This is a genomic window from Marinobacter sp. UBA2498, from assembly GCF_002341575.1.
Classification (GTDB): Bacteria; Pseudomonadota; Gammaproteobacteria; order Pseudomonadales; family Oleiphilaceae; genus Marinobacter; species Marinobacter manganoxydans.
In genome coordinates this window covers 36,130-43,921 of record NZ_DDOI01000106.1, presented here as the reverse complement: position 1 = coordinate 43,921, position 7,792 = coordinate 36,130, and the positions used below count along the sequence as shown (strand labels likewise).

General features: G+C 59.2%; 7 protein-coding genes and 1 riboswitch. Of the genes, 1 reads left to right on the top strand and 6 read right to left on the bottom strand.

The features are described from left to right. The 6 genes from B2W52_RS14905 to B2W52_RS14880 all read right to left on the bottom strand — a co-directional run. The coding region (locus tag B2W52_RS14905; protein ID WP_286803671.1) for an NfeD family protein at nt 1-1,178 on the bottom strand (1,178 nt) is incomplete at its 3' end. A gap of 130 nt (nt 1,179-1,308) precedes the next feature. Further along, nucleotides 1,309-2,355 carry a L,D-transpeptidase family protein gene (locus B2W52_RS14900; RefSeq protein WP_008176827.1) on the bottom strand — a complete coding sequence of 349 codons (1,047 nt, stop codon included), beginning with the start codon at nt 2,353-2,355 and terminating at the stop codon, nt 1,309-1,311. Between the two features lie 52 nt (nt 2,356-2,407). After that, complete coding sequence (locus B2W52_RS14895) at nt 2,408-2,977, bottom strand: TMEM165/GDT1 family protein (RefSeq protein ID WP_008176825.1); 570 nt, start codon at nt 2,975-2,977, stop codon at nt 2,408-2,410. 3 nt (nt 2,978-2,980) lie between these two features. Next, nucleotides 2,981-3,164: riboswitch (yybP-ykoY riboswitch) on the bottom strand. Between the two features lie 51 nt (nt 3,165-3,215). Next, nucleotides 3,216-4,607 carry an MDR family MFS transporter gene (locus B2W52_RS14890; RefSeq protein ID WP_053113508.1) on the bottom strand — a complete coding sequence of 464 codons (1,392 nt, stop codon included), beginning with the start codon at nt 4,605-4,607 and terminating at the stop codon, nt 3,216-3,218. 3 nt (nt 4,608-4,610) lie between these two features. After that, nucleotides 4,611-5,036 (bottom strand): MarR family transcriptional regulator, encoded by a 426-nt coding sequence (locus B2W52_RS14885; protein WP_008176821.1) that lies wholly within the window; start codon nt 5,034-5,036, stop codon nt 4,611-4,613. A 162-nt stretch (nt 5,037-5,198) separates the two neighbouring features. Beyond that, a complete protein-coding gene (locus tag B2W52_RS14880) occupies nt 5,199-6,482 on the bottom strand; it encodes an MFS transporter (protein ID WP_053113506.1) in 1,284 nt (427 codons plus the stop codon). A 271-nt stretch (nt 6,483-6,753) separates the two neighbouring features. Between B2W52_RS14880 and B2W52_RS14875 the strand changes: the two genes are divergently transcribed. After that, entirely contained in the window at nt 6,754-7,656 is a 903-nt protein-coding gene (locus B2W52_RS14875; protein ID WP_175497395.1) for a helix-turn-helix transcriptional regulator, read from the top strand. Nucleotides 7,657-7,792: the final 136 nt, after the last annotated feature.

The following is a 7,792-nucleotide window of genomic DNA, read 5'->3' as shown; positions in this document are numbered from 1 at the left end:
GTCGGTAGCGATATATCCCGGTGACTGCCATCCATCAGGATGATCGAACCGGTCACAAAGGCAACAATCCCGCCGACCCCCAATATCCCGAAACTGGGTACAAACGCCTCCCCCACGATGAACGCCAAGCCCAGGATGATCAATGCCAGGCCGGCATAGTTCACCGACAGAACCTGGAAGGCAAAGAGTGCGAGAATCAGTGATATAGCGCCAATCACCCCCGGCACCACGGCACCGGGGTTGGCCAGTTCGAAGATGATGCCGTAGAAGCCGATAATCATCAGGAAGTAGGCAACGTTCGGATCGGTGATCACCGACAGCAGGCGGGTGCGCCAGTCCGGCTGGGACCGGACGATTTCCAGACTGGCCGTATTCAGGGTCATGTCGCCCGACGCCATGCGAACGGTCCGGCCATCCACTTGCTGCAGCAAGTCCCGAATGTTGGGTGAGACCACGTCGATGACGTTCTTTTCCAGGGCCTCGTCGGCACCGAGATTCACCGCCTCACGGACGGCTTCCTCGGCCCACTCGGCATTCCGGCCGTGACGTTCGGCCAGCCCGCGAATATAACTGACCGCATCTTCCAGAACTTTGCGTTCCATGGCGGTACCGCCGCGCCGTTTGCCGTCGTCGTCGCTGGCTTGCTGTTCGCCGTCAGACGAAGACCCGGATTCGGAATCAGAGCCTTCCTCCGTTTGCGGCTCGCCGGAGGCCGGATCGCTTTCCGGTTCCGGGCTACCCGGCAGGCCGCCCATCTGGACCGGCGTCGCAGAGCCCAGGTTGGTCGCAGGGGCCATGGCGGCAATGTGACTGCCATAGAGAATAAACGTGCCAGCGCTGGCTGCCCGGGCGCCCTGCGGGGAAACATAGGTAGCCACGGGAACTTCGGAGGCAAGAATCACCTTGATGATATCCCGCATGGAATCCATCAGGCCGCCCGGGGTGTCCATTTCAATGATCACCAGGCCGGCACCCTCAGATTCGGCCCTGCGAATACCCCGGGTGACATAGTCCATGGTCGCGGGGCCAATGGCGCCCTCAACTGTAAGCACCAGAGCGGTCTCGGAAGCCTTCTGCTGGGCAAAAACCTGATGGGCGAGGGAAGCCAGTGCCAGCAGGGCGCCGGTCATCATCACCAGGGCCCAGCGCCGAAGCCGGGCAGGGTTCTGTGATCGCATGGGATGGTTTACCTGTATGACGCCTCCCCGGATCCGGAAAAATTCTGATTGCTGGACATACGATGGCACAGTGGCCGCGGTTCTGTCTCAGGCACTCACGCAGCGCGGCACTCTTGCCCGGAACTCTATGTCAGAAGTATAGCCGCTGCTCCGGCTCGTTGGCCGATTCCGGTGACTTCTCTTCCACGGTCTTGTCTGCGGCCATTTGGGTAACCCGTTCACCAATCATGGTTGGCAGACCATCGGCCTGGTCCACTGCCAGCTCAATGGCGCCACGCTTGACCTCAACGCCTGGGTGCTGGCTGCGGAAAGCTTCAACTTCAGCGAAGACCTGCTGCCATAAACGGTCGCGATCTTCTCGGGGGTAGTCTTCATGGGGGCGGTGCACCTCAAGCCAGACCTCACCATCCGAGAAACCGATCTTGACGGCATCGTGGACAACCTGAACCGGTGTACCTTTCTCAACCTGGTAAACAAACCGGGAGATATCCTCGTTGTACATCCGGAAACAGCCATGGCTGACCGGCATGCCCACACCAAACTTCTTGTTGGTGCCGTGGATCAGATAGCCTTTCTCGCTCAGCAACAGGGCGTGGGTACCAAGCGGATTCCCGGGGCCCGGAGGAATCATACGGGGCAGGTACTCACCTGATGCCTCGTACTCCGCGCGAATACTGGCCGGCGGATACCAGGCCGGAGATTCCAGCGGCATGGTGACTTCGGCATCGGTCAGCGGAGAGGGATTTTCAGCCGTTCCCACTCCAACCGGGTACACCTGAACTCCCCCATTGGTGAAGTAATACAGGCGGTACTCCGCAAGATTGATGACAATGCCCTCGCGCCGGGAGTCGGGCAGCACATAATGGCGCGGCAGGGTAATCGTAGTGCCTTCTCCGGGTAGCCAGGGGTCGACACCGGGATTGGCCTTCACCAACTCCAGATAGCCCATGGCCAGACGGTTGCCAATGCCGGCAAAAGTGTCCTCGTAACGGGTCTCGAATACGCCAAGCTCTCCGGCCAGGTCCCCCTGGATCGGGAAGGTGGGCACACGAGGGCTTCTGTCGGGTTTCTCCGGGGTATCCGAATTACTGACAGCCTCCACAGGCTGTTCCGAACCGATGGTCGGAAATGCCAGGAGCTGTGCCAAAGCAAAAACCATTAAGAATCTGAACCACATAGAAAACATTCCGAAAGCATCAGGCAACCGGGTACAGTGACAGCAAGTACCCTCAGGAGTTCATAAAGGTTGCCCACACTGTTACAACGGCAAGCACCACGAACAGAACGCTTGCGCCAATCCGGGCTGTGGCAAGGGGCAACCGTTCCATCAGCCAGCGTCCTGCCATGATAACCGGTATGTTGGCCAGCAGCATCCCCACCGTGGTGCCCAGAATAACCCAGAAGGTTTCGGTAAAGCGGGCGGCGAGAACGACCGTTGCCACCTGGGTCTTGTCGCCGATTTCCGCCAGGAAAAACATGATGGTGGTGGCCATGAACGCCCCCATGCCCAGAAACTTCGAGTCTGCGCTGTCATCCTTGTCGGGCACCAGTAGCCACAGAGCGATGGCGACAAAGCTGCCGGCCAGAATCCAGGGCAGCCAGGCTTCTGGAATAAAGGAAGCGACCCAGGCACCGAGCCAGGCAGATAAGGCGTGATTGAGAACCGTTGCGACAAAAATGCCGAGAATAATAGGCAGGCGGGTGGCGTATCGGGCAACCAGGAAAAGCGAGAGCAACTGGGTCTTGTCACCAATTTCCGCTATGGCAACAGCAACCGTCGAGGCGAGAAAAGCGTCCATGAAAAACTCCAGGGCGGATAACCAGACATGAGGCAGCCCACCTTCCGCCCAATGGAGGTGAAACCGCCTCAGGTCTTGCCAATATCACCGGTGTTGCGGTGAGACATGATAGCCATGGGGATTTGGCCCCAAGTATGTTGACTATCATCCGCTCGGACAATCCGATGCGGAGGCTACTCCCCTGAAGAGATGCCGGCATGATAATGAATCCGGCGCGGGGCCGCAACCAAAGGTCTTCCTAGACCCGCATTCGCCACACCGGGATCGCCGCAACCGCTACGAATGCCGCCACCAGCCACCAGGCCGAGTGGAACGCGTTGATCGTGGGCATCCCGGAGGTGTGCTCGCCAAATTCAATGGTCAGTGCCACCAGGTTAACGCCAAAGGCGCCACCGAGCTGGCGCATGAAGTTAAGCGTGCTCGAGCCGGCCCCCAGCTCCTGTGGCTCCAGCGGATTCAGGGCGCCGGTCGAGAGGGCCGGGAGCATGAAACCGATACCGATGCGGCCCAGCACTGTCCAGAGCACCAGCCAGCCAAAGGCGAGCTCGAGATCGGACAGCGCGAACAGCACGGCGGACAGGGCAAATGCCCCAATACCGAACACCACCAAACCCCGGGCACTGTGCCTGTCGGCCATGCGGCCGGCCAACGGAAACGTCATACCCAGGACAATACCAGCAGGCAGCATCAGCAAACCTGCCTCCGTTGCGCTGAAGCCCAGAGCTGTCTGTACGAACAATGGAATGAGGTAGGTGGATCCGAACAGCGCCAGCCCCAGTGCCATGGCACCCAGGCAGGCGAAAACAAAGACCGGCTTGCGCAGCAGGGCAATGTTCACCAGAGGATGGGCAGTTTGTCGCTCACGCAGTATGAATAGCAGCAGCCCGCCGAGGGCCAGTAGCCCTTCGATCAAGATCCAGCTCTTCTGGCCTGCCGCCTGTTGCAACCGGTTCAGAGCATCGAGCGACAGGGCGATGGTAAACCCGAGCAATACAAGGCCGGGGAGGTCAAAGCGATAGGGGGCTGGCCGGGACACCGGCAAGGGCAGGAAGCGCCAGGCCATGAAAACACCCAGCAACGTGACCGGAGCCGGTGCAAACATCACGTAGCGCCAGTCCAGCTGATCAACCAGAAAGCCTCCCAGCACCGGACCGAGGGCCGGGGCCAGAATCACCCCCATACCGTAGATACCCATGGCCTGGCCGCGGCGATCGCGGGGGAAAATCCGGAACACCAGATACATGCCCATGGGCTGCATCAGGCCGGCCATGGCACCCTGGCCGATCCGGGCGGCGATAAGCTGCCCCGGCGTCTCGGCAAAACCGCCGGCAAGGGAAATCAGGGTAAAGAGAAACATGGCTACGGCAAGGGTCTTGCGAACCCCGAAGTGATCCAGCAGCCAGGAGGAGGCCAGCATGGTGGTGGTCATGGCGGCGATAAAGCCCGTTGCCAGCCAGTGAACCTGGCCCTGGCGAATGCCGAACTCCACCATGATATCGTGCAACGCCACGTTGACTACGGTGGCGCTGAGTACGGTAGCCATGGTGCCTATCATCACCGTGGCCACCGCCAGCCAACGCCAGCGATCCCCGTAGCGGGCTTTCAGGCCCTCAACTGAGTTATCAGCCAAGGGTTATTTCTGCTTTTCGGCGTTTTCCAGGATCTTGTGGAACACCTTTACGGTGCACTCGATCTCTTTGTCGCTGATGCCTTCCAGCATTTCCTCGCGCAGCACCTCGGCTCGCTCGGAAAGGTCATCCATAAACGCCCGGCCGGCGTTGGTCAGATGCAGCCGCCGCGCACGGCGATCGTTCGGGCAGGGCCGGCGCTCAATCAAATTCTGTTGCTCGAGACTGTCCAGCAGTCGCACCAGAGTCGGATTCTCGATCGCCATCAGGCTTGCCAGCTCACGCTGTGTGAGGCCCTCACCGCCTTTTTCCAGGTACACCATCGTGCTCCAGCGCGCCTGGGTGACGCCCAGATCCTTCAGGCGCTCGTCCAGCATTTTTCTCCAGCGCCGGGTAACCCGCGCTACCGCAAAAGGAAACTGGTCTCTCATTTGTCGTCACTCCATATCAAAAGAGGGCTTGGCCCGGGCCGGGCGCTGCCGCGCCTTCGGCCAATTAATCACATTATCGGAAAGTCACCAATAGTATGCTAACCATTGTGATAAAAACAGATACGGAAGTAAAAACAAAATCGGGGAAAACCGAAAGCAGCGTCAGCTCGCCTGACGCTGCTCTTCGTGCATCTCCTCGACTTCAGGAGACTCATGGAATTCGGTATTTCGTGGATCGATCTCGGCAAGAACCGGCGACGCTTCCGGCATGGCAGGCACAAAGTGCTCCTGATCTGCAACGGCAACGTCCTCAGTATGACTGATCCGGTAGCTGGTAATCACGGCCAGCAGCAGCAGGAAGCCAGCATTACCGAAGAACAGGCCTTTCGGCCCCAGGAGATTGATCAGCTCCGCCATGACAACCGGCCCGATGACACTGCCAACGCCGTAACTCAGCAACAGCGTGGCACTGGCCGCCACAATACGGGTGCTTTCCATACGGTCATTGGTGATGGCCACGGCTACGGGGTACAAAGCGGCTGAAAGCCCCGTGAACACACCAACCAGAAGGGTCAAAAGCCACGCGTTTTCGGCCCCGAGAACTCCGACACCGCCTGCCGCTGAAGCCGCTACCAGAGCGATCCAGAACATCACGCGGCGCCGGTCGAAACGGTCGCAGAGCCGGCCCAGCGGCCAGGCAAGGATCATGGCAGCGACAATGGCACTGGCCATGAACGTGGATGTCCGTGCAACGTCCAGCCCGACCAGTGTTGCGTACACCGGCCCAAGCGCATAAAAGCCGCCAATCATGACGCCACAGATCAGGGCGCCGGCAACACCGGAAAAGGATTCCCGTGCCAAAGTGAAAATGGAGATGCGCTGAACCTGCTCAATAACGGGCGCTTCCATTTTGGTCAGTGCCAGCGGCATCAGCGCCAGCGCCAACAGGATCGCGGCAATCGAGAAAGGCATGAAATTGGCGGGGTCGCCGATATTTACGATGAGCTGGCCGCCGGCGGCGGACAGATAAAAAACAATCTGGTACACCGCAAACAACGCACCGCGGTTGGCATTGGTGGCACGGCTGGAGAACCAGCTCTCGATGACCACCAGCACACCGGCAATACTGAACCCGGAGAGTACCCGCAGAACGGCCCAGAAAATCTCGGAAACGGCCATCGGATAGAGTAACGACGTGACAGCGGCAGCAGCGGCAAACACCGCGAACGCCCGGATATGACCAACCCGGCCGATAATCCGGTGAACATAGAGCGTACCCAACACAAAACCGATGGAATAGCAGACCAGAATCCAGCCGATAATATCCGGCGATATCGCCTCGATACTCAGACGGATGCCCAGCAGTGTCATCAGGAATGCATTGCCACTGACCAGCAGAATAATGCTTAGAATCAGGGCAGACAGGGAGGTGACCATTCGGGTCATTACATCGGCTCCGGGCGTTACAGGGTATTTTCGCTTGGATGACAAACAAAATAGCAACAAGTCCCGGACTTTGCCGGCGACGTATTAGATCAGTAGCGGGAAGTGAAGCCACTAGGCACTTCCCGAAACCTGTTAACTGCATCACAAAAACCCGCAAAGGCCGCCGTGTAGCGGTTTAACAGGGTTTTACATTAATGCGCCGTAACAGACCATGAGTGCCGGAGCAGGTAACATGAAAACGAGCTATTCATTGGACCGTGAGCGCCTGGTTATGAAAAAAACGGACTGGCCCATCCGCTGGGATCTGCTGCTTCGCTATCGACTTATCGAAACGATTGCCCTGTGGGAAGGTCGTCTGACTACCAACCACATCTGCCACAGTTTCGGGATCGGTCGTCAGCAGGCGTCCAAGGATATCAACACCTATCTGCGCGAACTGGCGCCGGGCAATCTGGTTTACGACCGTCACCTGAAAGGTTATGTCCCGGCCGATAGATTTCGCCCGGTGGTCACCCGAGGCGTGGTCAATGAATATCTGGACCTGCTTGCCCGCCAGCAAAACCTGAGCACCACGTTTGAATCCCTGAACATTGGCCTGCCGGACAGCACCGTGGTCCAGGGTCCGAATCGGGTCATCGCGCCCGAAACCATGCGTGCGGTGGTGACGGCAACACGACAGGGAAGACAGCTGCGGGCCAGCTATGCCTCCCTGAGCCGACCGGAAGCGGTGGAAAGCATACTTGAGCCGCATACTCTGGTTTGTGCCGGCGACAGCTGGCATTTGCGGGCATGGTGCGACTCAAACCGGGAATTCCGGGATTTCGCCCTGAGCCGATTCCGGACCTCGCCGGAGGCCCTCCGGCAGCGCGCCAGACACACCCGGGACCAGGACGAGCACTGGAACCGGCAGGTTACCCTGGTGGTCACCCCGGATCAGCGCCTGACCCAAGCCCAGCAAGAGATCATTGCCCGTGACTACGGCATGGAACATGGTCGTCTGGAAGTTGCTACCCGTGCCGCGCTTGCCCCCTACGTGCTGTCACGGCTCGGTATTACCTTCGACAATCAGCACCCGGATCCTCTGGTGCAACAGCTTGAGTTGGCCAATCCCGACCAGTTGGGATTTGGCAGCAAACGCGAACAGGCCCTCAAAGCCGTTGCCGGCCTCAGCTAAACCGCCAGTGTGAGCTCTGGGACCTGGCGGTATGTCTTTCTCGGCGTTCTGATTCTGTCGTTTCTGCCCGCAGCAGGGAGGGCAGAATCGGTCTGCGGTGATCCCGCAACGCCGATTTCCCGGGTCCAGGGAACTG

Coding starts and splice junctions, on each gene's coding strand:
- B2W52_RS14885 (WP_008176821.1), bottom strand. CDS start 5,036: ATGAGAGACCAGTTTCCTTTTGCGGTAGCGCGGGTTACCCGGCGCTGG.
- B2W52_RS14900 (WP_008176827.1), bottom strand. CDS start 2,355: ATGTGGTTCAGATTCTTAATGGTTTTTGCTTTGGCACAGCTCCTGGCA.
- B2W52_RS14880 (WP_053113506.1), bottom strand. CDS start 6,482: ATGACCCGAATGGTCACCTCCCTGTCTGCCCTGATTCTAAGCATTATT.
- B2W52_RS14875 (WP_175497395.1), top strand. CDS start 6,754: ATGAAAAAAACGGACTGGCCCATCCGCTGGGATCTGCTGCTTCGCTAT.
- B2W52_RS14895 (WP_008176825.1), bottom strand. CDS start 2,977: ATGGACGCTTTTCTCGCCTCGACGGTTGCTGTTGCCATAGCGGAAATT.